The organism is Burkholderia sp. BCC0097 (assembly GCF_902832985.1).
In the GTDB taxonomy this organism is placed as follows: Bacteria; Pseudomonadota; Gammaproteobacteria; order Burkholderiales; family Burkholderiaceae; genus Burkholderia; species Burkholderia orbicola.
The window spans coordinates 574,885-601,468 of the sequence record NZ_CADFDM010000001.1; the positions used below are offsets into that span (position 1 = coordinate 574,885).

A 26,584-nucleotide genomic window follows, 5' to 3' on the forward strand; every position below is an offset into this window, starting at 1 on the left:
ACAAGACATGGAAAGGATGAGACATGGCTGACGTCGTTCCCGCGCTGGTCAGTGAAGTCCGCGCATTCCGGCAGGCACACCCCGAGATTCGTTATGTCGACCTGATCTGCCTTGACCTGCCCGGGCATTTCTACGGCAAGCGCTATCCGATCGATGCGCTCGAAAAGGTCGCGGCGGGTGCGCTGCTGAAGCTGCCGCAGAACTGCATCCTGCTCGGCACGCAGGGCGGCCTCTACAAGATCGGCGACTACTGTTTCAACGACGGCGACCCGGACGCCGTGCGCAGGCTGATTCCCGGTACGCTGAAGCCAGTGACCTGGGAGAAGCAGCCGCTCGGCCAGATGCTGATCACGACCGACGGCACCGATTCACCGGTCGAATTCGAGCCGCGCGAGGTGCTCGCGCGGGTGCTGAAGCGGCTCGCGCGGCGCGGCATCCGGCCGGTCGTCGCGTTCGAGCTCGAGTTCTACCTGTTCGACGCACAGCTCGACGAGGGGATACCGAAGTATCCGCGCGACCGCCTGTCCGACGATCGCGACGATCAGCCGAACATGCATATCGAGCGGCTGTCGCGTTTCTCCGACGTGCTGCACGAGATGGTCGACGTCGCATGCGCGCAGGGGATCGACGCGACCGTGATCACGGCCGAGCTCGGGCCCGGCCAGTTCGAGATCAATTTCGGCCATTGCGATGACGGGTTGCGCGCGGCCGACTGGTCGGCGATGTTCTGCCGCAGCACGCGCGGCGTCGCGTTGCAGCACGGCTATCGTGCGAGCTTCATGGGCAAGCCGTATTTGCATGCGCCGGGCAGCGGAATGCATGTGCACGTGAGCCTGTACGACGATGCCGGGAACAACCTGCTTGCGGCGGACGGTCAGCGGCCGCTGCGGCATGCGGTAGCCGGCTGCCTCGCGCTGCTGCCGCACTGCATGCCCGTGTTCGCGCCGAATCACAATGCGTTCCGCCGTTACGGGTCGATGGTGAATGCGGCGAGTCGCGCAAGCTGGGGTTTCGAGGATCGCGATGCGTGCATCCGCATTCCCGAGTCGGATGCGCGCAACCTGCGGATCGAGCATCGGCTCGCGAGCGCGGATGCGAACCCGTACCTGGTGCTGGCGGCGATCTTGAGCGGGATGGAGCACGGGCTCGATGCGCGGCTCGAACCGATCGCGTCGCTCAACGACGATCGCGGCAGCGGCATCGATTTTCCGAAGGAGATGCTGTCGGCGGTCGCCGCGATGCAGGATCACCCGGCCGTACGCGAAAGGCTCGGCAGCGAATTCGTGATGGTGTATTGCGAGAACAAGCGGCAGGAGGAGCTGGATTTTCGCAACGAGATCGGCGCGCGGGAGTATCGGTGGTTTCTGTGATTGCCGCGCGTGTCGAAGATGCCGGTCAGGGAAGTGCGCGCCAGTAGCGCACTTCCTCGATCGGCGTACCGTCGATCTCGAAGGTCTTGACGTCGGCTTCGGCGACGAAACCTTCGCGTTCGTAGAACATCCTCGCTCGACGGTTTTTGGCGAGCACCCACAGCGACACCCACGCATGACCGGCGTCGTGCAGCGCTCGGCATGCATGGTCGACCAACCGCGCGCCGATCCCTTGCCCGCAATGCGACGGGTGCAGATAGATCGCTTCGATCTCACCCCACGCACCGTCCTTGTCGGTGTCGCGCGTCGGGCCGTATGCGATCCAGCCGGTCGGTGCGTGGTTCGCGAACGCGAGCGCGACGCGTGGTCGTCCCGCGCCGAGCGCCTCGCGCCATGCAGCCGTGCGCTTTTCGACCGACAGGCCGGCGAGGAACGGGGCCGGCATGATGTCCGTGTAAGTGGCTTGCCACGATGCGACGTGGATGCTGGCGATGGCCGGAGCATCGGCGGAGGTGGCCGCGCGGATGTCGATCGTCGTCGTGTTCGATGCCATGCGTTTCCCGTGTGATCGGTTGCCGTCTGCCGCGCGGCTGTCCGCCGGCTTCATGCCGCCGGATCGAGACTGCGGTCGATGGCGAAACGGTAGTGGATGTCTACGTGAGAGGCGTCGCCCGGTGCGTCGGTTTTCTTCAACACGAACTCGAACGCGGGTTCGAACCAGCCGTCGCGTGCGATTTCTCCGCCGAGGATCTCGACGTCGTACCAGCCGTTGTCGGTTTCAATGATGGGCCGGCCCGGTTCGCGATAGCGCGCAAGTAGCGCATTCACCGTGTCGTCGGTGAAACGTTCGAGAATGCGCCACGTGTAGAGCATCACCGCACGATGCTCGACGCGCAATACGTATCCGCCGCGCCGATGTTGCAGGCGGCTGCCCGCTTTCAGCAATTCGGGCGGGTCGTCGCCCAGCGTGAAGATGACCGTATACGGATGATTCTCGATGCCGGCCAGCGGAATGACGATGCCTTGCAGCACCGCGTGATCGCCGCTGTCGCCGGTCGTGAACGCCGATGCGACGTCGTCCGGTAGCCCGTGTTCGTCCTTGTAGCGCTTCAGCAGCAGAAGATCGCCGACAAGAAAGTAGTCGATCAGATTGTTGAGGACTTCAGAGAATTCATGCCGCATCATCGTTCCTTTAGAGCAGCGTGCCGTGCCGCGACATGCTTCGCGGCACGGCACGCGTGGCGACCTTACTCGCCGAGCTTCGACGTCACGCATCCGGTGCTCGAGCATTCGCGCTCGCGCTCGCGCAGGAACGACAGCCGCGACTGCGTCATGTCGTTCGCGCACTGGATATCGACGAGGTAGCTGCTGCCGCGCGTCTCGCTGCACTGCGCATCACGCTGTTTCAGCCACGCGAGCTGGCCGGCCTTCAGCGTCGCCTGCTGGTCGCCGCTCAGTTGCTTGCGCAGCCGGCCGTATTCGTCGTTGAGATCGCGATCGGACTGCGAGAACTGCGTGCTCGTGCAATACACCTGGTCGAACGCGCTGCGCGGCTTTCCGCAGCCGGCCGCGTGCGCGGCGAACGGAACGGCGAGCGCGAGCAACGCGCAGGATGCGAGCAGATTCTTTTTCTTCATGGTGATGCTCCTGGCTGGGTGAAAACCGTTGAACCGAACGGGCGATGCCGTCGTTTATCGGGGCGTCGTACACGCGTCGATGCCGCTTGCGATCGCGGCGGACAGGCGCTGGATCGTCTCGCGACGTGCGAGCCGCGCTTCTTCGTCCGGATTGACGATCACGCCGGCTTCGACCAGCACGGCCGGAATCGGCGCGGTGCGCAGCACGACGAGATCGTCGAAGCGGTGGATGCCGAGTTGCGGATCGATTAGCGGGCGATTCTCGCCGCGGATCGGCTGCGCGTGATACAGCGACGGCCGTTCGCCCGCCGCGACCAGCCGCTCGGCGATCGCCTTCGCGCAACGCAGGCTCTCCGCATAGTGCGGATTGCGCTCCGACACGAACACCGAGAAGCCGCGGAATTCGCGCTGCCGGCCCGCGTCGATGAACTGCTGCTGCATCGAGTCGTGATGGATCGACACGAACAGGTTCGCGTCGGGCGCCTGCGTCGAGCGCTGATCGAGCTTGATCTCACGGCCGTCCGCCGACGTGCGCAGCACGCGGTCGCCGTGCGCGGCGAGTTTGTCGGCGACCGCGCCGGACAGATCGAGGTTGTACAGGTATTCGACGCGGCCGCTGGCGCCGGTGGAGCCCGGATGCGCGGGCGTATGGCCGGTGTCGACGACGATGTAGCGTCCGGACGCGTGCTCGGTAACGGTCGTGGTGGCGGTGTCGGCCGCGTGCAGCGCCAGTGGCGCACCGAGCAGCGGGGCGCACGTGAGCATGCGCGCGGCGGCGCGCACGAGCGGAAGGCGTCGGAGGATTCGGTTCGTCATTGTTGTTGTCGAGAAGGGCGTACGGCGCGTCGAACGGCGCGCCACCGTCGGCCTGCTCAATGCAGTCGGAATGTCGCGCGATTATAGCGGGTGGCGGCGACGCCGCAATGACGAACGACGGCCATCAGGACATCACGCGGTGCGCCGCACGCATGCCCCAGTACGACGCTTCTTCGAACAACGACAGTCCTGACAGGTCGGCATGCGCGAATACGACGGGGCCATCGGCATCGCGCAGTGCGAGCAGCCCCGGCCGGCTCAGGAAGCCGACGTCGGGCGTGGCCATCGCATGGCCGCGCACGGTGATCTCGAGCGCGGTCGCATGCTTCCACAGCTCGCGTCCGTATACCGCTTGCAGATCGAGCGCCGCCTGCTCGCGCAATGCGTCGGGCTTTGCCTGCGCGAGCCAGCGGCGCGTATCGTCCGGCGTTTGCGTGCTCAATGCCTGATACGCGGAGAACACCGAGCGCGTTGGCGGCGACATCCGGATCAACTGATGCGTCGACACGACGTAGCCGAGCCCCGCGCCGTCGTAGACGACGTTGTCCCACGCGAGCGGCACGCCCGCTTCCTCGGCCGGCATGCCGTCGAGCAGGAAGTTGGATACGAGCCACGGCGCGCGCGGCGGCAAGTCGCGAGCGGGTTCGAAACCGTAGGCGGCAAGCTGCGGAAACACGCGCGCCGCGACGAACAGCGGCATCGCGCATACGACCCGGCGCGCCTTCAGCCTGAACGTCGACAGCGTGCCGTCATGGCCGACGCGTGCGCACAGCACGTCGACGCCGCCCGCGCGTTCGGTCGCGCGCACCGCGAAGCCATCGCGCGACCACGCGTTCGAGCCGGTGCGCGCGGTGATCGAATCGCTCAGCTTCGTCACCATCGCGTGCAGCCCGTCGGGCCAGGTCAGCACCGCGCCGTCGCTCGCATCGCCCGCATGACCGCCGCGCGACGAGAAGTAGTGCAGGCCGGCCCAGGCGGAGACATGCTCGTAACCGGCGCCGTAATCGTCGCGGCAACAGTAGTTCAGATACCAGTGCAACGCCTTCGCGGTATAGCCCTCGTCGAGCAGCCACTGGCGAAACGAGCGCCGGTCGAGCGCGCGCCAGCGCGGGTCGCGCGACGATTCCGCGATCGGAATGCAGAACACCTTGCGGCCGTCGGCGCCGCGCGCGGTGCGCAGCCCGTCCGTGTACGCGAAGAAGCGCGCCTGCTGCGCGAGCGCGTCGGCGTCGAGGCCGGTGGTCGGCACGATGCCGTCCTGCCACTGCCCGCCGATGAACAGGCGTTCGTCCGGTGCGTGGACGAGTGCACGCTCGTCGTACACGGGGCGCGCGGAGAACGGCGCGGATTCGATCACGCCGAGATCGGCGAGCATGTCGCGCAGGTGTGCGGATTCGAGCGACGGCAGCGGCAGGTAGTGCGCGCCCTTCGGATAGCCGAGCTCGCCGAAGTGCCCGCCGGCCGCGTTGCCGCCGAATTCGGGGCCGGCGAGCACCGTGAAGCGCGTATGGCCCGCGCGCGCGAGCTGCCATGCGCACGACAGCCCGGCCGCGCCGGCGCCGAGGATCGCGACATCCGCCTCGATCGTGCCGGACGGTGCGGGCAGCGCGGCATGGTCGCGCAGCGCATGGCCTTCGCGCATGCCGGGATAGCCGACCTGCGGCGTCGTCTCGATCCAGCCGGTGCGACCGCAGGCGGCGAGCGACGCGGCCGCCGATGCGACGAGGAACGTGCGGCGATCCATCAGCGCAGCACGTGCTTCCAGTCGTCGTCGAAGCGGCGCACGAGCGGCTGGTCGTTGAGTTCGTTCGGCGACATCGACAGCGCCGGCATGTCGGCCGGGAAGTGGAACATCTCGGCGGCCGTCTGCGCATCGAGCCAGCGCGTCGGCACCGAGTAATGCGTCGGCACCGTGAAGTCGCGGCGCTTGCCGGCGATCACGAAACCCCAGTCGCCGAACGACGGCACGTAGCAGTGGTACGGCCACGTGTTGAGCCCGGCTTCGTGCAGCGTCGCGATGATGGTCCAGTACGCGTGCGGCGCGAAGTACGGCGACGTCGACTGGATCACCGTGTAACCGTTCTCAGACAGGTGGCGCGCCAGCAGCCGGAACACCGGCACCGAGTACAGGCGGCCGAGCCCGAAGTTGGTCGGATCGGGGAAATCGACGACGATCGCGTCGTACACGTCGGCATTCGATTCGAGCCAGCGCACCGCGTCGTCGTTGATCACGTGCACGCGTGGGTCCTTCAGCGCGCCCTGGTTCAGCTTGACGAGCGGTGCCGACGTCGAGAACAGCTTCGTCATCGCCGGATCGAGATCGACGAGCGTGATTTGCTCGAGGTTACGGTGCTTGAGCAGTTCGCGCACGGCGAGGCCGTCGCCGCCGCCGAGCACGAGCACGCGCTTCGCCCACGGCAGTGCCTCGATCGCCGGATGGATCAGCGCCTCGTGATAGCGGTGCTCGTCGCGCGACGAGAATTGCAGGTTGCCGTTCAGGTACAGCCGCATGTCGTCGTGCCACTGCGTGAGCACGATGCGCTGGTACGGCGTCGTTTCCGAATAGATCGTCTCGTCGCCGTATACGCCGTGTTCCGCCCAGTGCGTGATGCGATCCGACAGCGCGAACCCGGCGACCAGCAGCCCGATCACGAGCGACGCGCGCATCAGCTTGCCGCGCACGTTGCGGATCTCGTCGCGGAACAGGTGGGTCGTCCACAATGCGACGAATGCGTTCAGGAGACCGAACAGGAAGCTCGTGCGCAGCAGGCCGAGGCGCGGCGCGAGCACGAGCGGGAAGATCAGCGACACGGCCAGCGAGCCGAGATAGTCGAAGGTCAGCACCTCGCTGACGGTATGGCGGAACGCCTGTCGCCGTTGCTGGAACGCGCGCATCACGAGCGGAATCTCCATCCCGATCAGCAGGCCGAGCGCGAGCACCAGTGCGTAAAGCGCCGCGCGAAACGGCGCGGCGAGCCATGCGAACACCACGAACAGCAGCGCTGCCGACACGCCGCCGAGCAGGCCGACGAGCAGCTCGATATCGACGAAGCGGTCGAGCACGTCGTCGTCCTCGACGAACTTCGCGAGCCACGAGCCGATTCCCATCGCGAACAGGTAGCAGCCGATCACCGACGAGAACTGCAGGATCGAGTCGCCGAGCAGATAGCTCGACAGCGCGCTACTGATCAGTTCGTAGCCGAGCCCGCACGACGCGAGCACGAGAATCGACAGGACGAGCGCACGCTTATGCAGCATCGCGCATCCGTTGTGCAGTGTTCGGCAATGTGGATATACTGGCGCGGATTTTCGTCTGGCGGCCCCGTGCGGGCCGGCCGGCGACGGGGCGGCGAACCGAGCACAAAATCCGAGGAAAAGAATGAATAGTGCCTATCTTTATGCGGTTCATTTACTGTCGGCGTTCGTGCTGCTTCTCGTGTTCGCGGCAGTGTACCTGAAGGTCACCCCGTTCGACGAACTGGCGCTGATCCGCGACGGCAACGCAGCCGCGACGCTGTCGTTCGGCGGCGCGCTGATCGGTTTCTGCCTGACGCTCGCATCCAGCATCGCGCACAACTCGACGCTCGGCGAAGTCGTGATCTGGGCCGTCGGCGCGATGATCGTGCAACTGATCACCTATGCGGTGTTGACGCGCGTGATGCCCGGCATGAATCATGCAATCGAGGATCGCAACGTCGCGATGGGCGGCCTGATGGGCACCGCGTCGCTCGTCGTCGGCATCATCAATGCCGCCTGCCTGACCTGACGCGCCACGCGTTTCGAGGAGACCGACATGAGTCTGGGTTCATTCATCCGCAAGCAGTTCATCGACGTCCTGCAATGGACGGAAGACACCGACGGCGTGCTGGCCTGGCGCTATCCGATGGAAGACCAGGAAATCCAGTACGGCGGCAAGCTGACCGTGCGCGAAACGCAGGTCGCGATCTTCGTCAACGAGGGCAAGGTCGCCGACGTGTTCCAGCCGGGGCTCTACACGCTGGAAACGCGCACGCTGCCGGTACTCACGAACCTGAAGAACTGGGACAAATTCTTTCAGTCGCCTTTCAAGTCCGACGTCTACTTCTTCAGCACGCGGCTGCAGCTGGGCCGGCGCTGGGGCACCGCGCAGCCGGTGACGATCCGCGACCGCGAATTCGGCTTCGTGCAACTGCGCGCGTTCGGTATCTATTCGTATCGGATCGTCGATGCGGCTGCGTTCCACCGCGAGGTAAGCGGCACGCGCGCGGCATACACGGTCGACGATCTCGAGCAGCAACTGCGCAATCTGGTCGTCACCGCGATGAGCACGACGTTCGGCTCGGCCGACGTGCCGTTCGTCGACATGGCCGCGAACCAGTCGCTGCTGTCGCAGCGCGTCGCCGAGGCATTGGTGCCGGTGTTTACGCGTTACGGGCTGGCGCTCGACGCGTTCGCGGTCGAGAGCGTGTCGCTGCCGGCCGAGCTGCAAAAGGCGCTCGACCTGCGGATCGGTGCCGGGATGGCCGGCGATCTCGCGCGCGCCACGCAATACCAGACCGCGCAGGCGATTCCGCTCGCCGCGCAAAACCCGGGCGGCATCGCCGGGGTTGGCGCGGGGCTCGCCGCGGGAGCGGCGATCGGGCAGGCGATGGCTGGCCAGATCGCGGGCGCCGCGCAACCGGCGCAGGCCGCACCGCCCACGCCGGTTGCCGCGCCGGTGGCCGCCGCAGCGGCCGAGAGCACCGATTACGTGCAGCGGCTCGAGCAGCTGAAGGCACTGTTCGACAAGGGCCTCGTGACCGAAGACGAATATTCGCGCGCGAAGGCCGAGATCCTCGCGAAGCTCACCCGGTAAGCGGCGCGCATGTTCCGTACCTCGTGCCCCCAGTGCGGCGCGCCGGTCGAGTTTCGCTCGGCCGCGGCGGTGATGGCCGTCTGCGCGTTCTGCCGTAGCACGCTGCTCAAGCGCGGCGCCGAGGTCGAGCGCATCGGCGAACTGGCCACGGTGCTCGACGATGCATCGCCGATCCAGATCGGCACGGCCGGGCGTTACGACAAGCGCGCGTTCACGGTGCTCGGCCGCATCCAGATGACCTACGACGCCGGCGCGTGGAGCGAGTGGTACGTCGTGTTCGACGACGGCGCGTTCGGCTGGCTGTCGGATGCGTCGGGGCAGTACGCGATCACGGTGCGCGAACCCGACGATGCGTCGGGTACCGCGTGGCCCGCATTCGATACGCTCGAACCGGGCATGCGGATCGACCACCGCGGCCGCGCGTATCTGGTGTCGGACGTGCGTACCGCGCGCTGCACGGGCGGCGACGGCGAGCTGCCGTTTCGCGTTGATGCCGGCTGGGAGGCGCGCGTTGCCGACCTGCGTACGGGCAATGCATTCGCGACCTACGACTATTCCGACGCCGGGTCGAACGGCGGCAGCCCGGCCGTCTATGCGGGCGAGGCGCTGGAATTCGACGCGCTCGCATTCACGGGGCTGCGCGACATAGAGAACGACACGCGCGAGAAGCGCGGCGCGGAGATGGTGCCGTTCGCGTGCCCGAGCTGCGGCGCGCCGTTGTCGTATGCGCCGAACGTGGCCGACTACGTCGTGTGCGGCAGTTGCCACGCGGGGGTGCAGTGCACGGCCGAGCAGCAGACCGTGTTCGCGGCCCAGCGCAAGCTCGAATCGGTGAAGGGCGCGCTCGAACTCGGCGCGATCGGCACGTTCGACGGCGTGAAGTACACGGTGATCGGCATGATGCGCTGCCGCGTGCCGGGCGACGACGAGACGTGGGATGAATACCTGCTGCTGAACCCGAAGCGCGGCTTCCTGTGGCTCGTGCAGAGCGAGGGGCGCTGGGAACGTGTGCAGGTGCTCGACCACTGGCCGACGATCGGCGGCGAAGCCGGCAATGTGACCGAAGGCGGCAAGACCTACCGGCTGCGCGAGGAATACGAATCGGAGGTCGTCTACGTGGTCGGGGCATTCAACTGGCGCGTGCAGGCGGGCGATCGCACGTCGATCATCGACTATGGCTGGCAGAAGGACAAGCTGACGCGCGAGCGCAGTGATGCGGAGATCGTCTGGTCGCGTGCGCGACCGCTGTCGGGCGGCGCGCTCGCCGAACGCTTCGGCACGCCGGCGCTCGCGGCGGCCACGACGGCCGCCACGGGCGCGACCGAATCGATGGGGCTGTTCGGCAGCAAGGGGACGCACAGTTTCGCGCCGCTGCCGTTCATGTTCAGCGCATTGCTCGTGATCTTCAACCTCGGTTCGCTGTTCTCGTTCACCGGCCGCTCCGTCTACGTGCTGGTCGGCCTGCTGGTGCTGTGGCTGCCGGAATGGCTGTGGAAGCGATTTGCGTCGGACGGGGGCAACGCGTGATCCGGTACATCCTCTACGGCGTCTACGGCCTGATCGTCGTCACGCTGTTCAGCTGCGCGTCGATCGGCGGCAGCGGTTCGGGCGGCGGCGGGTGGGGCAGTTCGTCGGCGCGCAGCGGCTACTCGTCGTACGGGTCGCACAAATGACCGCGCGCGACGGGATCGCGCCGCCGTGCGCGACGCTCGGCTCGCACGTGCTGGCCGACCTGGCGGGCATCGATGCGGCGCTGCTGCGCGACGCCGCGCGGCTCGAGGCGATCCTCACCGACGCGGCGCAACGGGCCGGCGCGCGTGTGATCGGCGCGCATTTCCATCATTTCGGCGGCGAGCATGGCGTGACGGGTGTCGTGTTGCTGGCGGAGTCGCACATCACGATCCATACGTGGCCCGAGCATCGCTTCGCGGCCGTCGATGCGTTCATGTGCGGCGCGGCGCGCGCGGCCGATGCGGTCGATGCGATCGCGGCGGCGCTCGGCGCGCATGTTCAGGTTCGGCAGCAGATGGCACGCGGCAGTGCGCCGGCCTGAGCCAGGATGCCGCGCGCCGCGCATCGGCCAGGGCGGGTCGTCGGGATGGCGGCCGCCGGTCGTTTCTCCGGCTCGGTGAATCCGGCAAGTAGCGGGCGGCGCGGCCGCCGGCGCATGCCGGTCAGCGCGGCAGCGCTTCGGCTTCGGCCCAGCGCTTGAACGAATCGAGACGCCGGCGCGTCTGCACGAGATAGAACGCGCCGATCAGCGGTTCGAGCAACCAGCGCAGCCATGACGGCTGCACGCGGAAGTGGTACGTGAACTTCACCTCGGTCGACCCGGGCGTGTGCTCGACGAAGTTCCAGCTGCCGCTGAAGCGCTCGAGCACCTTCGGGCCTTCGACCATCTCGACGGCGGCGACTTGCGGCGGACGGTACGAGATGTAGCGCGACACCATCGTCGCGCCCGACTGGCTGCGGCAGAACGCGTCGACGCCGACATCGGCGGTCGTTCCGTCGAGCAGATAGGCGTCGCTGAGAAAGTTGTCCCACACGAGCCGCCGTCCGTAGTCCTGCGACCACGTGAACAGGCGCCTGCGGTCGACGCCGACGGTCCGGCTGACTGAGATCCTCATGAGGGCGGGCGCCACGGCGCGGATTGGGATGAAATCGAGTGTACCGCGCCAATAACCGGTGTTTCGTCAGACTTCGTCAAGTCGAGCGTGCGCTCGAACGAGCGCGATTGACGCACCTCGGGAATTCCCCTAGGATTTATCCCAACCCTTCGGGACAGACCCGGAGCGTTTCAATCTCTTGAGGGAGCCTCATGAGTACGCAACAGAACCGGCGCTTCGACGCGCTCGTTTTCATTGGTCGTTTCCAGCCTCCGCATCGTGGTCACCTGAACGTGCTGAAGTCGGCGCTGAGTCGGGCCGAACGCGTGTGCGTGCTGATCGGGTCGACCGACAAGCCCCGCACCATCAAGGACCCGTTCTCGTTCGACGAGCGCCGCCAGATGCTGGCTTCGCTGCTCGACGCGTCCGAGCGCGATCGCGTGACGATCGCCCCGCTGCAGGATTCGACGTACAACGACGGCGACTGGGTGCGCTGGGTGCAGGATGCGGTGGCCGTCGCGCTCGGCGATGTCGCGCAACGCAAGGTCGGGCTGATCGGCCACGAGAAGGACGCCACGTCGTATTACCTGCGGATGTTCCCGCAATGGGAGCTCGTCGACGTCGACGCGACGGAAGACATTTCCGCCACCGAAATCCGCGACCAGTATTTCGCCGAACGCACCAACAGCTTCGTGCAGTGGGCCGTGCCGGAACCCGTGTTCGGCTGGCTCGAGCGTTTTCGCACGCAGCCGGAATTCGCGCAACTGAAGTCGGAAGCCGAATTCATCGCCGCGTATCGCAAGGCGTGGGCGGCCGCGCCGTATCCCGTCACGTTCGTGACGGTCGACGCGGTGGTCGTGCATTCGGGGCATATCCTGCTCGTGCGCCGCCGCAGCGAACCGGGCCGCGGCCTGTGGGCGCTGCCCGGCGGCTTCGTGAACCAGGACGAGCGGCTCGACGCGGCGTGCATCCGCGAGCTGCGCGAGGAAACCGGCCTCAAGCTGCCGGAACCCGTGCTGCGCGGTTCGATCAAGGATCGCCAGGTGTTCGATCACCCGACGCGTTCGCTGCGCGGCCGCACGATCACGCATGCGTGCCTGTTCAACTTCCCGACCGGCGAGTTGCCGCGCGTGAAGGGCAGTGACGACGCCGACAAGGCGCGCTGGGTGCCGCTCAACGAATTCGCGCAGATGCGCAACGTGATGTTCGAGGATCACTTCGACATCGCGTATCACTTCCTGGGGAAGCTGTGACTCGCTGATTCCCCGCATCCGGTCCGCCGCGACAGACGCGGCGGCACTTCAACGGCCTAGAGGAGCTCTAGCCATGCAAAACGATCCCGGCGGCTTTGCCGCGGTTCTCGCCAATCCGATTCTCAACACGGATTCGTACAAGGCTTCCCACTTCCTGCAATATCCGCCGGACGCATCGGCGATGTTCTCGTACGTCGAATCGCGCGGCGGCCGCTACGACCGCACGCTGTTCTTCGGTCTGCAGATGCTGCTGAAGGAGTACCTGTGCAAGCCGGTCACGCACGCGATGATCGACGACGCGCGCGATTTCTTCACGGTGCACGGCGAGCCGTTCAACGAGGCAGGATGGCGCCATGTCGTCGAGCGCTACGACGGCTACGTGCCGGTGAAGATCCGCGCGGTGCCGGAAGGCTCGATCGTGCCGGTGCACAACGTGCTGATGACGGTCGAATGCGACGATCCGCAGGTGTTCTGGCTCGCGTCGTATCTCGAGACGATGCTGTTGCGCATCTGGTATCCGGTGACGGTGGCGACCCGTAGCTGGCATCTTCGGCAAACGATTCGCCGTTTCCTCGAACGGACCGACGAGGATCTCGCGCAACTGCCGTTCAAGCTGCACGACTTCGGCGCGCGCGGCGTGTCGAGCGCGGAATCGGCCGCGATCGGCGGCGCCGCGCACCTCGTGAGCTTCATGGGCTCGGACACGGTGCTCGGCGTGCTGGCCGCGAACCGCTTCTATCGCGAGCCGATGGCCGCGTACTCGGTGCCGGCGGCCGAGCACAGCACGATCACGTCGTGGGGGCGCGAAGGCGAGGCCGATGCGTACCGCAACATGATCAGGCGCTTCGGGTTGCCGGGCGCGATCGTATCGGTCGTGTCGGACTCCTATGATTTGTTCGCCGCGCTCGATCTGTGGGGCGGCGAACTTCGGCAGGCGGTGATCGATTCGGGCGCGACACTCGTCGTGCGTCCCGATTCCGGCGACCCGGTGACGATCGTGCTGCAGACCGTGCGTGCGCTCGATGCGTCGTTCGGTTCGACCATGAACGGCAAGGGGCGGCGCGTATTGAATCATGTGCGCGTGATCCAGGGGGACGGGGTCGACGAGCAATCGATCGAAGCGATCCTCGTCGCGCTCGACGAGGCGGGGTATGCGGCCGGCAATGTGGTGTTCGGCATGGGCGGAGCGTTGTTGCAGCGGGTGAACCGCGATACGCAGCGCTTCGCGATGAAGTGTTCGGCGATCCGGCGCGGCGACGTGTGGCATGACGTCCGCAAGGATCCGGTCACCGATCAGGGCAAGCGCTCGAAGCAGGGGCGGTTGACGCTGTTGCGCAATGGGCGCACCGGCGAGTATCGGACGGTGACGTTGCCGGTTGCATGGGACGATCGTGCGCTGGAAGGCGAATGGGACGAGGCGCTCGAGACGGTGTTCGACACGGGGCGTCTGCTCGTCGATACGTCGTTCGCCGAGGTCAGGGCGAGGGCGCATGCGGGGGAGGTGTGACGCAGGCGGCGGGGCATCCCGCCGCCGTGCAGCCGGCTCGCGTCACTTGCCGGTCAGCACCGGGCTGCCGGCATCCGCCGGCGCACCGCCGCGCTCCACCGCCCGCGCCGCCTCCATCGCTCGTGCAAGCGCATCGAACACCGCCGGCCCCTTGCAGCGCGACACGTTGAAGCGCAGGTACGACGTCGCGCTGCGCGACGCGCTGAACACGTCGCCGGGGGCGAGCACGACGTCGTGGTCCAGCGCGTGGCGTGCGACGCGCGCGGCGTCGAGCCCGTCCGGTAATTGCGCCCACACGAACAATCCGCCGCGCGGCTCCGTCCAGATCCCGAGCCCGGCCCGCCCGAGGCGCCGGATCGTTTCACCCATCGCATCCGCGAGACGCGCGCGCAGGCTGTCGAGATGGCGCCGGTACGTGCCGTCGATCAGCAGTCGGTGCACGACGTTCGCGCCGATCTGCGCATTGCCGAACGACGTCGCGAGCTTCAGGTCGACGAGCGCGTCGATCCATTCCGGGCGCGCGGCGATATAGCCGCAGCGGATCGCGGCCGACAGCGTCTTCGAGAAGCTGCCGATCGACACCACGCGCGACAGCCCGTCGAACGCCGCGAGGCGCGGCGCGGGCGTACTCTCGAAATCCGCGAAGATGTCGTCCTCGACGATCAGCAGCCCGTGCTCGGCCGCGAGCGTCAGCAGCCGGTGCGCGACGGGCGGCGCGAGCGTCGCGCCGGTCGGGTTGTGCAGCGCGGCGTTGGTGATGTACAGGCGCGGCCGGTGCTCGGCGAGTACTTGCTCGAAGCGCGCGAGATCGGGGCCGTTCGGCGTGAACGGCACGCTGACGATCCGCGCACGGTGCGCGCGCAGCAGCGCCTGGAAGTTGAAGTAGCACGGATCGTCGAGCACGACGGTGTCGCCCGGCTCCAGCAGCAGGCGGCACACGAGGTCGAGCGCGTGCGTGCCGCCGTCGGTCAGCATGATCTGGGCGGGTTCCGCGTGGACGCCGTGCTGCGCGAGCCGCCACGCGAGCTGCTGGCGCAGCGCGGGCAGGCCGAGCGGCGTCGCGTAATCGGTCAGCGCATCGGCTTCGTCGCGCGACACGGCGCGCAGCGCGCGACGCAGGCTTTCGTCGGGCAGCCACGACGACGGCAACCATCCGCAGCCGGGCTTCGCCGACGTTGGCGCCGCTTCGAGCGACTGGCGCGACAGCCACAGCGGATCGAGCTCGCGATCGAGGCGCGGGCCAAGTTCCGCGAGCGCGAGCGGCGGCGCGTGGCCCGACACGTAGAAGCCCGAACCACGCCGTGCGACGAGCACGCCTTCGCTCGCGAGCCGCTCGTACGCGTCGACGACCGTCGATTTCGACACGCCGAGCGCGTCGGCCATCATCCGGATCGACGGCACGCGCGCGCCGGGCATCAGCGCGCGGCTCGCGATCCGCGCGCGCAACGTATCCATGACGGTTTCCACGCGCGTGCGCGACGGCGCGGGTGGGGCGGGAATCGGGGCGGAATGGCGCATGGCGAACGATGAACTGTACGGCCGATTGTCCAGTACAGTTTGTCTGAATTGTATTGGGCTGTAGCTTACGCCGGTTTCGCCGGCGGCGGATCATCGGTCATCCACTTTCCATTCAGGATTGACCGTGCAAAAGACGACCGACGGATGGCTCAGCGGCTTGCTGGGCGTGATCATCTTCAGTGGCTCGCTGCCCGCGACGCGGGTCGCGGTGCAAGGGCTCGCCCCGCTGTTCCTCACGTTCGCCCGCGCGACGATCGCCGGCGCGCTCGGCCTGCTGCTGCTCGTCGTGCTGAAGCAGAAGCGGCCGTCGCGTGCCGAGGCCGTGTCGCTGGCCATCGTCGCGCTTGGTGTGGTGGTCGGTTTTCCGTTGCTGACGGCGCTTGCGCTGAAGCACGTGACGTCGGCGCATGCGATCGTGTTCGTCGGGCTGCTGCCGCTCGCGACTGCACTGTTCGGCGTGTGGCGCGGCGGCGAACGGCCGCGGCTGCCGTTCTGGATCTTCTCGATCGTCGGCAGCGGCGCGGTGGCCGCGTTCGCGTTGCGCAACGGCGGCCAGGCGTCGGTGGTCGGCGATGCGCTGATGCTGGCCGCGATCGTCGCGTGCGGGCTCGGTTATGCGGAAGGCGCGCGCCTGTCGCGCCAGCTCGGCGGCTGGCAGGTGATCTCGTGGGCGCTCGTGCTGTCGCTGCCGCTGATGCTGCCGCTCACGTGGCTGACCTGGCCCGCGTCGTTCGACGGCGTCGATGCCGCCGCGCTGTGGGGGCTCGCGTACGTATCGCTGTTCAGCATGTTGATCGGCTTCGTGTTCTGGTATCGCGGGCTGGCGCTCGGCGGGATCGCGGGCGTCGGCCAGTTGCAGCTGCTGCAGCCGTTCTTCGGCTTCCTGCTCGCGGCCGGGCTGCTGCACGAGACGGTGCCGCCGTCGATGGTCGTCGTGACGGTCGTGGTGGTCGGCTGCGTGGCGGGCGCGAAGTACTTCTCGAAGATGGCGCCCGTGCAGCGGGCGGGGTGACGGAGGGCAGCGGTGTGTCGCGCATCAGGCCGATGCTGGCGGCAAGCCGGTTGCCATCGATGCGCATGATCGCGACGTGCGCTCGATCCTGCACCCGATGACGCGACCCAAGGCAAAACGGCCAGGCTGCCGGCAGCGGCCAGCCTGGCCGTTGGCGTTCGTCACGCCGGGCGGGCGTTACTCGAACGTTTCCAGCGCGAGCAATTCGCCGATCGTCTGCCGGCGGCGGATCAACCGCGGCGTGCCGCGATCGACCAGCACCTCCGGCGCGAGCGGCCGGCTGTTGTAGTTCGACGACATCGACGCGCCGTACGCACCCGCGTCGTGCAGGAACAGCAGATCGCCGATCTGCGGCTGCGCGAGCTTGCGGTGCGTGACCACGCCGCCCGCGTCCTGCGTGAACACGTCGCCCGATTCGCACAGCGGCCCGGCGATCGCGAGGTCGACGAGCGGCCGGCCGGCGGGCAGCCCGCCATCGTGCGCGTGCACCGACACCGCGTGATAGCTGCCGTACATCGACGGGCGCATCAGGTCGTTGAAGCCGGCGTCGATCAGCACGAAATCGTGCTCCGGCCGACGGTTGACGGCCTGCACTTCGGTGACGAGCGTGCCGGCTTCGGCGACGAGGAAGCGGCCCGGTTCGATCTCGATGCGCACCGGATGGCCGAGATGCCGTTCGATCCGCTTGCGCGCGGCGTCCCACTGGCTGAAGTAGTGACCGACGTCGACGCGCGGCTCGCCGTCGCGATACGGAATCGACAGGCCGCCGCCGGCCGAGATCGCGTCGATGTCGTGGCCGAGCGACGTGACGAGATCGACCATCGCATCGCACACCTGCGACAGGTGGCCGTAGTCGACGCCCGAACCGATGTGCATGTGGATGCCGACCAGCTTCAGCCCGTACTGGCGCACGATCTCGATCGCGCGCGGGACGTCGTCGATCCAGATGCCGTGCTTGCTCTGCGGGCCGCCGGTGTTGGTCTTGTTGCTGTGGCCGTGGCCGAACCCGGGGTTGACGCGCAGCCACACGCGGTGGCCGGGTGCGTGCTCGCCGATGCGCGCGAGCATGTCGAGCGAGCCTGCATTCACGGTCACGCCGTGCTCGAGCACCGCCGCGAGCGTGGGGCGGTCGATCAGGTCGGCCGTGAACACGACGCCTTCCGGCTCGCCGCTCGGGCTGAAACCGGCCGCGAGGCTGCGCTCGATCTCGCCGAGCGATACGGCGTCGACGCACGCGCCTTCGTCGCGCATCAGCTTGAGGATATGGACGTTCGAATTCGCTTTCTGCGCGTAACGGATCACGTCGAACTGGCGCAGTTGGGCGATGCGGTCGCGGATGACGTCGGCGTCGTACACCCACAGCGGGGTGCCGTATTGCTGCGCGAGGGCCGCGAGCTGGCGGGAATCGAGTGACATGGCGGATGAATCGGATCGAATGAACGGATAGCGCGATGATGCGCCTGATTGGCTATCCAGTAAAATGCCTGTTTATCTTCATTCGATTCATTTCTGATATATACAATCATGCTGACGCACCGTCATATCGAGGTCTTCCGCGCGCTGATGGTCACCGGAAGCACGACGCGCGCGGCCGAGATGCTGTACACGTCGCAGCCGACCATCAGCCGCGAACTGGCACGGATGGAGCAGGTCGTCGGTTTTGCGCTGTTCGAACGCGCGCACGGCCGGCTGCGCCCGACGATGGCCGCGCTCACGCTGTTCGACGACGTACGGCTCGCGTATGTGGGGCTCGAACGCGTCGCGGCGACGGCCGCACGCCTGCGCGAGTTTCGCGACGGACAACTGTCGGTAATCGCGCTGCCGGCGTTCTCGCACGCGATCCTGCCCGGTGCGTGCCGGCGCTTTCACGATGCGCATGCGGGTGTGAGCGTGTCGGTCGCGACGCAGGAGTCGCCGGTGCTCGAGGAGTGGTTGACCGCCCAACGCTACGACCTCGGGCTGACCGAGCACGACGTCGCGCCGGCCGGCACGGTGCTCACGCCGCTGCTCGAGGTCGATGAAGTGTGCGTGCTGCCCGACGGCCATCCGCTGCTCGCGCGGGATGCGATCGACCTGCCGGACCTCGCCGATCGACCGTTCGTGAGCCTGTCGCTGAACGATCCGTACCGCATCATGATCGACGAGGCATTCGCGCAACTCGGCGTCGCGCCGCGCTCGGTGGTCGACACGCCGTCGGCCGTATCGGTGTGCGCGTTCGTGCGGCAGGGGCTCGGGGCTGCGATCGTCAATCCGCTCACGGCGCTCGATTTCGTCGGCCGCGGCCTGCACGTTCGGCCGCTGACGCGGTCGTTTCCCTACCGGGTCAGCGTGATCGTGCCCGAGCACCGGCCGAAGAGCCTGCTCGTCGACGCGTTCGCCGATGCGCTGCGCGGCGAAGCGAAGGCGATCCGCCGCCGGCTCGCCGCGCACCTCGGCTAGCGGTGCCGCCGTATGATGGGCGTTTCACCGCCATCGCCGCCATCACCGTCATTTTCCGGAAACCTGTCATGACCGACGCATCGTCTTTCCTCGAACAACCGACCCTCACTGGCGAACGTGTCGTCCTGCGCCCGCTCGACGCATCCGACCGGCAGGCGCTGGTGGACGCTGCCGCCGACGGCGAGTTGTGGAACCTGAAGGTCACGGTCGTGCCGGGCGCGCAGACGGTCGACGCCTACATCGACACGGCGTTGCAGGGGCGCGCGGCCGGCACCGTGATGCCGTTCGTGATCGTCGATCGCGCGTCGGGCCGCGCCATCGGCAGCACGCGCTTCTGGAAGATCGATCGCGGGAATCGCAAGCTGGAGATCGGCCATACGTGGTTGAGCGAATCGGCGCAGCGTACGCGCGCGAATACCGAAGCGAAGTGGTTGCTGCTGGCCTATGCGTTCGACACGCTGCGATGCGTACGCGTGCAGTTCACGACGGACGAGCTGAACGAGAAATCGCGCGCGGCGATTCTGCGGCTCGGTGCGAAACAGGAGGGCGTCGTGCGTCACGAACGGATCATGCCGGATGGCCGCAAGCGCAACTCGGTGCGCTTCAGCATCATCGACGACGAATGGCCGGACGTGCGTGCGCGACTCGAGGCGAAGCTGGCGACGTAACGTGTGACGCGGGACGTTGAACGTTGGACGTGCGTCGCGCCGCCGGCAGGGGAGGCGACAGCGCGACGACGGGGGGAACGGTGCGCCGCGCACGAGGCGCGGCGCTGCATCGCGTTACTGCGCCGATGCGAGGTGATGACGCTGCGCGAGCTTCTGCGCGTCCGCGTAGTGCGCCTGCAGGATCGGCAGCGCCTGGCGTGCGACTTCCTTCAGCTTGGTGTCGCGGCCCGACGCGATTTCGGCCTGGAATGCCGAGATCGTCTTCTGCTGGCCGGCGAGCGCGACCTGTTCGATGTACGCCTTGTCGAACTCCGCGCCGCGCAGGCTCTTGATGCTGTTCAGCACGGTCGTGTCCGGGTCGTTGGCCGGCACGTCGACGCCGCGCGGGCTCGCCGCGCGCATCGCCTGGATGATCTTCGCGTCGTCGGTCGACACGCGTTGCGCGAATGCCTTGACCTGGCTGTCCGACGTGCGCGAATCGGCGATGCGTGCCGCGTCGTGCTGGGTCGACACGGTCTTCGTGCCGTCGGTGATGAAGGTCTGGTCGGCTTCGTGGATGCGCGTCGCGGTCGCGGCCGGCGCAGCCGATGCGCCGGTTGCCGGTTGCGCGGTTTGCGCGGTCGCCGTCACGGCGACGAGAAGCAGGCCAGCGGCAGACAAGGCGAGGCGCGAAATGTGGGGAAAGCGGTTCATGGGACCTCCTTTCGATCGGGGCTCTGGTTGAAAAACGGATCGTGCGATCCGTTGCTGTGCGAGAGAGACCGGGCGCGCCCGGGCCGGATTCGACCGCCGCTCTGCCGCGGTGACGTTCGAAGTGTTTCCCGGCCCGACTGATTCTAGGAGAGCGGTCGGCTAGCAGGTGCAACCGTGCTGTGGCTTGTGTAACGGTTGGTAAGGCGAATCGATGGGCACGCGCGCAGGCAGGTAGGGCGTACCTGATGCGCAGGCTGCCGTGGCAATTTTTGCGTGCGCATGTCGCATGCAACGCATGAGACGCACGCGTGTGTCGTCGGCATTTCATCGACGTGATGGCGGCGCGGCTGTTGCCTTGGCGGCGCGTCGGGCGAGAGGGCTGCGTGTGTGCGTGGCTTGCGTGAAGGCGTTACACGCGATCGAGCAGCGCATCGAGGCGCGGCAGCAACGGCGTCGCGCAATGTGCCTGCAACGCGTCGGGCGCCGTGTAACCCCACGCGACGCCCTGGAACGCGATACGCGCGCGCCGTGCCGCGTCGGCGTCGCGGATTTCGTCGCCGACGTACAGCACTTCATCGGCGCGCACACCGGCCTCGTGAACGAGCGCGCGCAGACGGCGCGCCTTGCCGAACAGCGGAATGCCGCAGGCGAAATGGTCGACGCGTGCGCCGGCGCGCGGGCCGAGCCGGTCGCGCACGATCTCCTCGGTGTTCGACGTGGCGATCGCGATGCGGATGCCGCGGGCGGCGAGCGCGTCGAACGTTTCGTCGACGCCGGGAAAGAGCCGCACGTTCGCGATGCGCGGCCGCATCAGGCGGCGCATGTCGATCGTCACGCGCGGCACTTTCCACATCGGCACGTCGAGCGCGCGGATGATGTCGCGCGCCGACATGCCGCGCAGCGCGGGGCGCAGTTCGGGCGTCGCGTCGCGAAAGCCGTGCAGGCGCGACGCTTCCGACAGCGCGGCGAGAAAGCTGTCGAGCGAATCGGCGAGCGTGCCGTCGAAGTCGAAGGCGATGAGGCGGTAGGTCATCAGGCGAGGCGGAACGTGACGAGGGTACTGAGCGGTCGTGCTACTCGAAATGGTAGCGACAGGACACGATGCTGATTTGAAGGTCGTCGGCCTCGTAGACCAGACGGTTCGTATCGTCGATACGGCGCGACCAGAAGCCGGACAGATTGGCTTTCAACGGCTCGGGTTTGCCGATGCCTTCGAACGGCGTTCGCTGGGTTTCGCGAATGAGCTGGTTGATGCGCTTGAGCGTCTTGCGATCCTGCCCTTGCCAGTAGACATAGTCGTCCCATGCATCGGAAGTAAAGAGCACGCGACGTACGCTCATTCATCATCCTCGGAGAGCTTGTGTTCTTTCGCTTTGCCCTTGCGCAGTTGCGCGATCGAACGTTCGAGATGGGCGACGTTGGCCGGCGAGCGCAGCAAGTGGACCGTCTCCATCAGGCTGTCGTAATAGTCCTGCGACATGATGACGGCGTTCGGTGCATCGCGGCGCGTGATGAGCGTCACGTCCGCATCGTCGACGACCTGGTCGATGACGGTCTTCAGATTGCCGCGGGCATCGGAAAAATGAATCGTGCGCATGGCGCGCCTCACTTGTACGTTTAACGGTACAAGTATAGCACTATTCGAATATATGTACGGAATGTTGTACAGGTCTTGAGGCGCCGTGCGGCAGGGCGACGCGCATCTGTTTTCCCGCGGCGGCTCGGCCATACCCTTGTCCCGCGCCCCGCGGCGCGGTATTGTCGATGCTCCGCTTTCCGCCCCTCGAACCGGAGAACAGACGTGCCCGCAGCCACCCCCGCCACGCTGAGATTTTCCACCGACAAGCGCGAACTCGACATCGACGCGATCTTCGACTTCCTGCATCGCGACGCGTACTGGTCGCAGGGCATCCCGCGCGACGTGGTCGAGCGGGCGATCGAGGGTTCGCTGTGCTTCGGCGCGTATGTCGGCGACCGGCTCGTCGGGTTTGCGCGGCTCGTCACCGATCACGCGACGTTCGCGTACCTGTGCGATGTGTTCGTGTTGCCGGCCGAACGCGGCAACGGCTACGGCCGCGCGCTGATCGACCATATATTCGCGCAGGAGATGGTGCAGCGCTTGCGCCGCATCATGCTCGCGACGACCGACGCGCACGCGCTGTACCGGCCGGTCGGTTTCGGTCCGCCCGCGAACCCCGAACGGCTGATGGAGATCCGCCGCCCGGACATCTACACGAAACGCTGACGTGCGGCGCGGCGCATACAATACGCGCTTTCCGTTTTTGCCGAAGAGAAACACACCATGACCGAACAGGAAGCCGAACAGCTCGCGACGCACCGCCACTACAAGGGCGGCCTGTACCGCTACATCGGCGTTGCCCGCCATTCCGAAACCGAGGAATCGGTGGTCGTCTACGAGCATCTGTGGCCGCATGCGCGCGGGCTGTGGGTGCGGCCGGAAGCGATGTTCAACGGCAATCTCGAAGACGGCACGCCGCGTTTTCGCAAGCTGCGCGACTGAGCGGGCAGCACGGGAGGAGCCCCGGCTAGCCAGCGCCGCCCGGCTTGTCGTGCGCCGCCTGTTGCCGCAGCGCCATTGCAAAGAAGCGCCGGATTTCATCCATCAATTCCGCGCGGGCCGACGCGAAATCGAACGCACGCCGGTTTTCGTGCGCGTAGCGCTGGCGCCAGTCGTCGGCCGCATGCCGCGCTTCGCGTGCGCGCAGATCGTCGAGTTCGGGCGTACGCAGCGCGTGATCGGCGATCAGCGTCACGCCGTCACGGCTGACCTCCAGCACGCCGCCCGCGACGAGGAGGCGGCGATGCTCGCCGGTCGGCGCATCGACGAGCGTCACGACGCCGGGCCTGATTCGCGTGAGGAGCGGCGCGTGGTGCGGGTAGATTCCCAACTCTCCGCTTTCCCCCGGCACGACGACGAAATGCGCGTCGCCGGCATACAGCACCGCTTCCACGCTCACGATGTCGAGTTTCATCGACGTCTTCATGCGGACTCCTTCAGACTGCCGCCGCGCCGGCGACGATTTCGCACAGCTCGGTGGTGATCTGCGCCTGTCGCGTCTTCTGGTACAGGTGCCGCAGTTCGCGCAACACGCGGTCGGCGTTGTCCGTCGCGGTCTGCATGCTGAACATCCGCGCGCATTGCTCGCACGCGTAGTTCTCGACGACGGCCTGATAGAGCGTCGCCTCGACGTAGCGCAGCAGCAACGTATCGACGACCGGTTTGGGCGCGGGCTCGTACAGATAGTCGGACGCGGGCGTGCCATCGGTCGGCGCGTCGGCCCCGGTGTCGAGCCCGATGATCGGCAGCATCGCATCGATGCGCGGCTCGTACGCGAGCGGGCTCGTCAGCCGGTTGTATGCGACGTGCACTTCGTCGAGCTCGCCATTGACGAACGCGGTCAGTGGCACGAGCAGCGCCCCGAGCAACTGCTCGAAGTGCGGCTCGGCGGCCAGGCCGCTCGCACGGGCTGCGATGGTCGCGCCATGGCGCAGCAGCGGCGCGAGGCCGCGCGCACCGATCACGCTCAGTTCGCACGCGACGCCGGCCCGGCCCCAGCGTTCGAGCGCATCCACGCATTCGACGAGCAGCCTCGCATTGAGCGGGCCGCACAGCCCGCGATCGGTGCTGACGACGATCAGGCCGACGCGGCGCACGGTATCGCGTCGCGCCATCAGTGCCGAAACGTGGTCGGGACGGTCGCGCAGCACGCGCTCCGCCATCGCGCCGATACGTGCCGTGTACGGACGGAACTCACGCGCGCGCCGCTGCGCGCTTGCCATCTTGGTGCGCGCCATCATTTCCATCGCCTTGGTGATCTTGCGCGTGGACGAGGTACTGGCGATCTTCGCGCGGATTTCGCGTATGTGCATGTCAGGGTTGGGCGTCGCGGCCATCCGGATGTCATCGTGCGGTTTCATGCTATCGGGACTTCACCTGAAACGATTGACGAAAATCAAACGACGTCGCCCGGTCCCGCACCAGAATCCGTTCACGTGATCCTTGCGAAGGGGCAGTCGATGACCGAGTTGCGCACGCATCAGAAATACGAAGCGCTGATTGCGCGTTGCCGCGCATTGCGCCCGGTGACGGTCGCGGTCGCGCATCCTTGCGACGAGGTCTCGCTGCACGCGGCGGCCGCCGCCGCCCGGGCCGGCATCATCGTGCCCGTGCTGGTGGGCCCGGTTGCGCGCATCACGATGCTCGCCGCGACGCTCGGTGTCGACCTGTCCGGCTATCGGCTCGTGGATGCGCCGCACAGTCATGCGTCGGCGGCACGCGCCGTCGAGCTGGTGCGCGCGGGCGACGCGCAGGCGCTGATGAAGGGCAGCCTGCACACCGATGAGTTGCTGGCGGAGGTGGTGCGCGCCGATACGGGGTTGCGCACCGGGCGGCGCCTGAGCCACGTGTTCATCATGGACGTGCCGACGTACCCCAAGCCGCTGTTCATCACCGACGCGGCCGTCAATATTCGTCCGACGCTCGAGCAGAAGGCCGACATCGCGCAGAACGCGATCGATCTCGCGCATGCGCTCGGCATCGCCCGGCCGAAGGTGGCGATCCTGTCGGCGGTCGAGACGGTCAGCTCGAAGCTGCCGTCCACGCTCGACGCGGCCGCGCTATGCAAGATGGCCGAGCGCGGCCAGATCACCGGCGCGCTGCTCGACGGGCCGCTCGCGTTCGACAACGCGATCAGCGCGGAAGCCGCGCGGCTCAAGCATCTCGGCTCCGCGGTCGCGGGCGATGCGGACATCCTGCTCGTGCCCGACCTCGAGGCCGGCAACATGCTCGCGAAGGAGCTGACGTTCCTCGCGAATGCCGATGCGGCCGGCATCGTGCTCGGCGCACGCGTGCCGGTGATCCTGACGAGTCGCGCCGACAGCGAACGCACGCGCCTCCCGAGCTGCGCGGTCGCGGCGCTCGTCGCGGCGGCGGCGCGCGAGACGGCGACGCTCGTGAATGCGCCGGCGGTTGCGGCCGACGCACGCTGACGAGGCCGCGATGCGACATCCCGTCCTGGTGCTCAACGCCGGCTCGTCGAGCCTCAAGTTCTCGGTCTACGACACGCGCGAGGATCGCTCGCTCGATGGGGGACTGCACGGGCAGGTCGAGAACCTGCATGACACCCCGCATCTGTTCGTGACCGATGCACACGGCGCGACGCTTGCCGACAGCGCCGTCGCGCAACCGGGCCATCGAGGCGCGATCGAGGCGCTGCACGCGTGGTTCGCCGCGCACGTCGGGCGGGAGGCCGCGTTCGACGGCGTCGGGCACCGGGTGGTGCACGGCGGCCCGTATTTCACCGCGCCGGTGCGGATCGACGCGCGCGTGCTCGACGCAATCGCATCGCTTGCGCCGCTCGCGCCGCTGCACCAGCCGCATCACGTCGACGCGATTCGCGCGGTTGCCGCGGTTGCGCCGAACCTGCCGCAGGTCGCGTGTTTCGACACCGCGTTCCATGCGACGGTGCCGGCGCTCGAACGGGAGTTCGCGTTGCCGCGCGCGCTGACCGAGCAGGGCATCGTGCGCTACGGGTTTCACGGGCTGTCGTACGAGTACATCGCGACGGCGCTCGCGGCCCTCGATCCGTCGTGGGTGCGGCAACGGACGGTCGTCGCGCACCTCGGCAACGGCGCGAGCCTGTGTGCGCTCGAGAACGGCCGCAGCGTCGCGACGACGATGGGCTTCACGGCGGTCGACGGGCTGCCGATGGGCACACGCACGGGCGCGCTGGACCCGGGCGTGATCCTGTACCTGCAGCGTCACGCGGGCCGGTCGCTCGACGAGATCGAGCACCTGATCTATGCCGAATCGGGCTTGCTCGGCGTGTCGGGCGTGTCGAGCGACATGCGCACGCTGCTGGCGAGCGACGCGCCGTCGGCCGCGCATGCGGTCGAGCTGTTCGCCTATCGGGCGGCCCGCGAACTCGCCGCGCTGGCCGGCGTGCTCGGCGGTCTCGACACGCTCGTGTTCACGGCGGGCATCGGCGAGCACGCGCCGCACGTGCGTGAACGGATCTGCAGCCGCGCGGCGTGGCTCGGCATCGTGCTTGACGACGCGGCGAACGCGGCCGGCCTGCCGGTGATTTCGAGCGACGCGTCGCGTGTGACGGTGCGCGTGATCCCGACCGACGAGAACCTGATGATCGCGCGGCACACGCGCCGCGTGCTGGACGACGCGATTCCTTCCACGCCGTATCCGACCCGGTGAGA

Annotated in this window: 30 protein-coding genes; 15 read left to right on the top strand and 15 right to left on the bottom strand. The window is 67.4% G+C overall.

What is annotated here, in order from left to right; all coding sequences use genetic code 11:
* Nucleotides 1-23 precede the first annotated feature (23 nt).
* Nucleotides 24-1,370 (top strand): glutamine synthetase family protein, encoded by a 1,347-nt coding sequence (locus HWX07_RS02505; protein WP_175875056.1) that lies wholly within the window; start codon nt 24-26, stop codon nt 1,368-1,370.
* Between the two features lie 25 nt (nt 1,371-1,395).
* Here HWX07_RS02505 and HWX07_RS02510 read toward each other — a convergent pair whose 3' ends face one another.
* The 6 genes from HWX07_RS02510 to HWX07_RS02535 form a co-directional block, all read right to left on the bottom strand.
* Nucleotides 1,396-1,923 carry a GNAT family N-acetyltransferase gene (locus HWX07_RS02510; RefSeq protein WP_175875057.1) on the bottom strand — a complete coding sequence of 176 codons (528 nt, stop codon included), beginning with the start codon at nt 1,921-1,923 and terminating at the stop codon, nt 1,396-1,398.
* A gap of 50 nt (nt 1,924-1,973) precedes the next feature.
* Complete coding sequence (locus tag HWX07_RS02515) at nt 1,974-2,552, bottom strand: hypothetical protein (protein ID WP_175875058.1); 579 nt, start codon at nt 2,550-2,552, stop codon at nt 1,974-1,976.
* A gap of 65 nt (nt 2,553-2,617) precedes the next feature.
* A complete protein-coding gene (locus tag HWX07_RS02520; protein ID WP_006480817.1) occupies nt 2,618-3,007 on the bottom strand; it encodes a lysozyme inhibitor LprI family protein in 390 nt (129 codons plus the stop codon).
* A gap of 54 nt (nt 3,008-3,061) precedes the next feature.
* Nucleotides 3,062-3,823, bottom strand: coding sequence for an N-acetylmuramoyl-L-alanine amidase (locus HWX07_RS02525; RefSeq protein ID WP_175875059.1), 762 nt, complete (start codon nt 3,821-3,823; stop codon nt 3,062-3,064).
* 124 nt (nt 3,824-3,947) lie between these two features.
* Nucleotides 3,948-5,567, bottom strand: coding sequence for an NAD(P)/FAD-dependent oxidoreductase (locus HWX07_RS02530; protein ID WP_175875060.1), 1,620 nt, complete (start codon nt 5,565-5,567; stop codon nt 3,948-3,950).
* Nucleotides 5,567-7,081, bottom strand: a complete 1,515-nt coding sequence (locus HWX07_RS02535; protein WP_011547260.1) for a polyamine aminopropyltransferase — start codon at nt 7,079-7,081, stop codon at nt 5,567-5,569. Before HWX07_RS02535 ends, HWX07_RS02530 begins: the two co-directional genes overlap by 1 nt.
* A gap of 121 nt (nt 7,082-7,202) precedes the next feature.
* Between HWX07_RS02535 and HWX07_RS02540 the strand changes: the two genes are divergently transcribed.
* From HWX07_RS02540 to speD, 5 genes are read left to right on the top strand one after another with little or no spacing between them, the layout of a single operon-like run.
* Nucleotides 7,203-7,589, top strand: a complete 387-nt coding sequence (locus HWX07_RS02540; protein ID WP_006480820.1) for a DUF350 domain-containing protein — start codon at nt 7,203-7,205, stop codon at nt 7,587-7,589.
* Between the two features lie 27 nt (nt 7,590-7,616).
* A complete protein-coding gene (locus tag HWX07_RS02545) occupies nt 7,617-8,657 on the top strand; it encodes an SPFH domain-containing protein (protein WP_012339663.1) in 1,041 nt (346 codons plus the stop codon).
* 9 nt (nt 8,658-8,666) lie between these two features.
* Nucleotides 8,667-10,184 carry a DUF4178 domain-containing protein gene (locus tag HWX07_RS02550; protein ID WP_175875061.1) on the top strand — a complete coding sequence of 506 codons (1,518 nt, stop codon included), beginning with the start codon at nt 8,667-8,669 and terminating at the stop codon, nt 10,182-10,184.
* The gene (locus tag HWX07_RS02555; protein ID WP_153489189.1) at nt 10,181-10,330 is read left to right on the top strand and encodes a hypothetical protein; all 150 of its coding nucleotides are present in this window, start codon (nt 10,181-10,183) and stop codon (nt 10,328-10,330) included. The genes HWX07_RS02550 and HWX07_RS02555 overlap by 4 nt, the downstream gene beginning before the upstream one ends.
* Nucleotides 10,327-10,710, top strand: coding sequence for an adenosylmethionine decarboxylase (gene speD, locus HWX07_RS02560; RefSeq protein WP_175875062.1), 384 nt, complete (start codon nt 10,327-10,329; stop codon nt 10,708-10,710). The genes HWX07_RS02555 and speD overlap by 4 nt, the downstream gene beginning before the upstream one ends.
* A 121-nt stretch (nt 10,711-10,831) precedes the next feature.
* Here speD and HWX07_RS02565 read toward each other — a convergent pair whose 3' ends face one another.
* On the bottom strand, nt 10,832-11,284 hold the full coding sequence (locus HWX07_RS02565; protein ID WP_053525299.1) for an SRPBCC family protein: 453 nt from the start codon (nt 11,282-11,284) through the stop codon (nt 10,832-10,834).
* Between the two features lie 191 nt (nt 11,285-11,475).
* Here HWX07_RS02565 and HWX07_RS02570 point away from each other — a divergent pair, with 191 nt between their 5' ends.
* The gene (locus HWX07_RS02570; RefSeq protein WP_012339666.1) at nt 11,476-12,516 is read left to right on the top strand and encodes a bifunctional nicotinamide-nucleotide adenylyltransferase/Nudix hydroxylase; all 1,041 of its coding nucleotides are present in this window, start codon (nt 11,476-11,478) and stop codon (nt 12,514-12,516) included.
* 73 nt (nt 12,517-12,589) lie between these two features.
* Nucleotides 12,590-14,023 carry a nicotinate phosphoribosyltransferase gene (locus HWX07_RS02575; protein ID WP_175875063.1) on the top strand — a complete coding sequence of 478 codons (1,434 nt, stop codon included), beginning with the start codon at nt 12,590-12,592 and terminating at the stop codon, nt 14,021-14,023.
* A 42-nt stretch (nt 14,024-14,065) separates the two neighbouring features.
* Here HWX07_RS02575 and HWX07_RS02580 read toward each other — a convergent pair whose 3' ends face one another.
* Nucleotides 14,066-15,541, bottom strand: a complete 1,476-nt coding sequence (locus tag HWX07_RS02580; RefSeq protein ID WP_175875064.1) for a PLP-dependent aminotransferase family protein — start codon at nt 15,539-15,541, stop codon at nt 14,066-14,068.
* Nucleotides 15,542-15,665: 124 nt separating this feature from the next.
* On the opposite strand from HWX07_RS02580, the gene HWX07_RS02585 reads away from it, so the two are divergent.
* The gene (locus tag HWX07_RS02585; RefSeq protein ID WP_175875065.1) at nt 15,666-16,553 is read left to right on the top strand and encodes a DMT family transporter; all 888 of its coding nucleotides are present in this window, start codon (nt 15,666-15,668) and stop codon (nt 16,551-16,553) included.
* 177 nt (nt 16,554-16,730) lie between these two features.
* Here the strand turns inward: HWX07_RS02585 and lysA are convergent, their stop codons facing one another.
* Nucleotides 16,731-17,969, bottom strand: coding sequence for a diaminopimelate decarboxylase (gene lysA, locus HWX07_RS02590; protein ID WP_175875066.1), 1,239 nt, complete (start codon nt 17,967-17,969; stop codon nt 16,731-16,733).
* A gap of 108 nt (nt 17,970-18,077) precedes the next feature.
* On the opposite strand from lysA, the gene HWX07_RS02595 reads away from it, so the two are divergent.
* Nucleotides 18,078-18,992 (top strand): LysR family transcriptional regulator, encoded by a 915-nt coding sequence (locus tag HWX07_RS02595; RefSeq protein ID WP_175875067.1) that lies wholly within the window; start codon nt 18,078-18,080, stop codon nt 18,990-18,992.
* 68 nt (nt 18,993-19,060) lie between these two features.
* The gene (locus tag HWX07_RS02600) at nt 19,061-19,660 is read left to right on the top strand and encodes a GNAT family protein (protein ID WP_175875068.1); all 600 of its coding nucleotides are present in this window, start codon (nt 19,061-19,063) and stop codon (nt 19,658-19,660) included.
* Nucleotides 19,661-19,774: 114 nt separating this feature from the next.
* On the opposite strand, the gene HWX07_RS02605 is transcribed toward HWX07_RS02600, so the two are convergent.
* From HWX07_RS02605 to HWX07_RS02620, 4 genes are all read right to left on the bottom strand, one after another.
* A complete protein-coding gene (locus tag HWX07_RS02605) occupies nt 19,775-20,353 on the bottom strand; it encodes a DUF4142 domain-containing protein (RefSeq protein WP_175875069.1) in 579 nt (192 codons plus the stop codon).
* Nucleotides 20,354-20,762: 409 nt separating this feature from the next.
* Nucleotides 20,763-21,386: an HAD hydrolase-like protein gene (locus HWX07_RS02610; protein ID WP_006480833.1), complete on the bottom strand. Its 624-nt coding sequence runs from the start codon at nt 21,384-21,386 to the stop codon at nt 20,763-20,765.
* A 40-nt stretch (nt 21,387-21,426) separates the two neighbouring features.
* On the bottom strand, nt 21,427-21,693 hold the full coding sequence (locus HWX07_RS02615) for a Txe/YoeB family addiction module toxin (protein WP_175875070.1): 267 nt from the start codon (nt 21,691-21,693) through the stop codon (nt 21,427-21,429).
* Entirely contained in the window at nt 21,690-21,950 is a 261-nt protein-coding gene (locus HWX07_RS02620; protein WP_175875465.1) for a type II toxin-antitoxin system prevent-host-death family antitoxin, read from the bottom strand. Before HWX07_RS02620 ends, HWX07_RS02615 begins: the two co-directional genes overlap by 4 nt.
* A gap of 204 nt (nt 21,951-22,154) precedes the next feature.
* Here HWX07_RS02620 and HWX07_RS02625 point away from each other — a divergent pair, with 204 nt between their 5' ends.
* A complete protein-coding gene (locus HWX07_RS02625) occupies nt 22,155-22,598 on the top strand; it encodes a GNAT family N-acetyltransferase (RefSeq protein WP_023476055.1) in 444 nt (147 codons plus the stop codon).
* Nucleotides 22,599-22,655: 57 nt separating this feature from the next.
* Nucleotides 22,656-22,874, top strand: coding sequence for a DUF1653 domain-containing protein (locus HWX07_RS02630; protein WP_006480837.1), 219 nt, complete (start codon nt 22,656-22,658; stop codon nt 22,872-22,874).
* A 25-nt stretch (nt 22,875-22,899) separates the two neighbouring features.
* On the opposite strand, the gene atpC is transcribed toward HWX07_RS02630, so the two are convergent.
* On the bottom strand, nt 22,900-23,358 hold the full coding sequence (gene atpC, locus HWX07_RS02635) for an ATP synthase F1 subunit epsilon (RefSeq protein WP_175875071.1): 459 nt from the start codon (nt 23,356-23,358) through the stop codon (nt 22,900-22,902).
* A 10-nt stretch (nt 23,359-23,368) separates the two neighbouring features.
* Nucleotides 23,369-24,244 carry an ATP synthase F1 subunit gamma gene (gene atpG / locus HWX07_RS02640; protein ID WP_175875467.1) on the bottom strand — a complete coding sequence of 292 codons (876 nt, stop codon included), beginning with the start codon at nt 24,242-24,244 and terminating at the stop codon, nt 23,369-23,371.
* Between the two features lie 36 nt (nt 24,245-24,280).
* Between atpG and HWX07_RS02645 the strand changes: the two genes are divergently transcribed.
* Nucleotides 24,281-25,363, top strand: a complete 1,083-nt coding sequence (locus HWX07_RS02645; RefSeq protein ID WP_279612736.1) for a phosphate acetyltransferase — start codon at nt 24,281-24,283, stop codon at nt 25,361-25,363.
* Nucleotides 25,364-25,373: 10 nt separating this feature from the next.
* On the top strand, nt 25,374-26,582 hold the full coding sequence (locus HWX07_RS02650; protein ID WP_175875072.1) for an acetate/propionate family kinase: 1,209 nt from the start codon (nt 25,374-25,376) through the stop codon (nt 26,580-26,582).
* The last annotated feature ends 2 nt before the right edge of the window (nt 26,583-26,584 follow it).